This is a genomic window from Frankia sp. CeRuru1 (assembly GCF_977966315.1).
The window spans coordinates 1-770 of the sequence record NZ_CDWWEW010000182.1 but is presented as its reverse complement, the minus strand read 5'-3'; the positions used below and the strand labels follow the sequence as shown (position 1 = coordinate 770).

The 770-nt window shown below is 72.3% G+C and carries 1 protein-coding gene; it reads right to left on the bottom strand.

The genetic code is table 11. The annotated features are described in order from the left end of the window. Nucleotides 1-21: 21 nt before the first annotated feature. On the bottom strand, nt 22-681 hold the full coding sequence (locus tag AC08OP_RS14185; protein WP_476614620.1) for an HhH-GDP family DNA glycosylase: 660 nt from the start codon (nt 679-681) through the stop codon (nt 22-24). Nucleotides 682-770: the final 89 nt, after the last annotated feature.

Sequence of the window (770 nt, the reverse complement as noted above, 5' to 3'; positions counted from 1 at the left end):
GGGGTCGGGACCGGACGGGCGTCAGGGCCTGCTCGCCGCCTCCCGCAGGTCGGTGACGTCGTGCTCGAGACGCGCCCGCACCAGCGCAGCGACCAGCCGCGGGAAGTCCTGCCGGTCGACCAGCGCGGCGAGCCTCGCCGGGCCGGTCGGCAGCCCGAGGGCTCCAGCCGTTCTCCGGGTAGCTTCGTCGAGGTAGGGCACCAGCTCGTCCCATCCCGCCTGCGCCTCGCGCAGGAAGATGTCGGCACCGACCGGACCGATCCCCTTAATCTTCTGCAGCAGCTCCCGCTCCCGGTCCGGGGAGTGCTCGGCGGCATCCCGCAGCCGGCGGACATCACCGTCGTAAGTGTCCATCAGGTAACGGCAGGCCGCCTCCAATGTCCGAGAGGTGCTCTCGTCGTAGCGCGCGTACCCGCTGCCGTTCAGCACCCGGGTACGGTCCTCCCAGGTCGCCTCGGCCATGGCGGCGGCGTCGGTCCAGCCGGCGTCCATCAGGGAACGGCAGGCGGCGACCGCGATCGACGTGCGGATCCGTGCGCTCGCGAGCAGGGCGAAGACGATCAGCCTGAACATCGCCTCCGCGGTGTCGGCCGGCACGTCGGCGCCGATCTCGTCGGCGTAGGTCCGCCCATGCCGGGCGAGCAGTTCGGCGAGCACCGCCTCTGTGTCGGTTCCAGCCATGCAGTGGGGCTACCCGCGATACCCGCCATCACTCCGCCCCGCCCATGCGCTCCGCACACGCACTCCGCCCTGCCCGTGCCGTCCCGGCG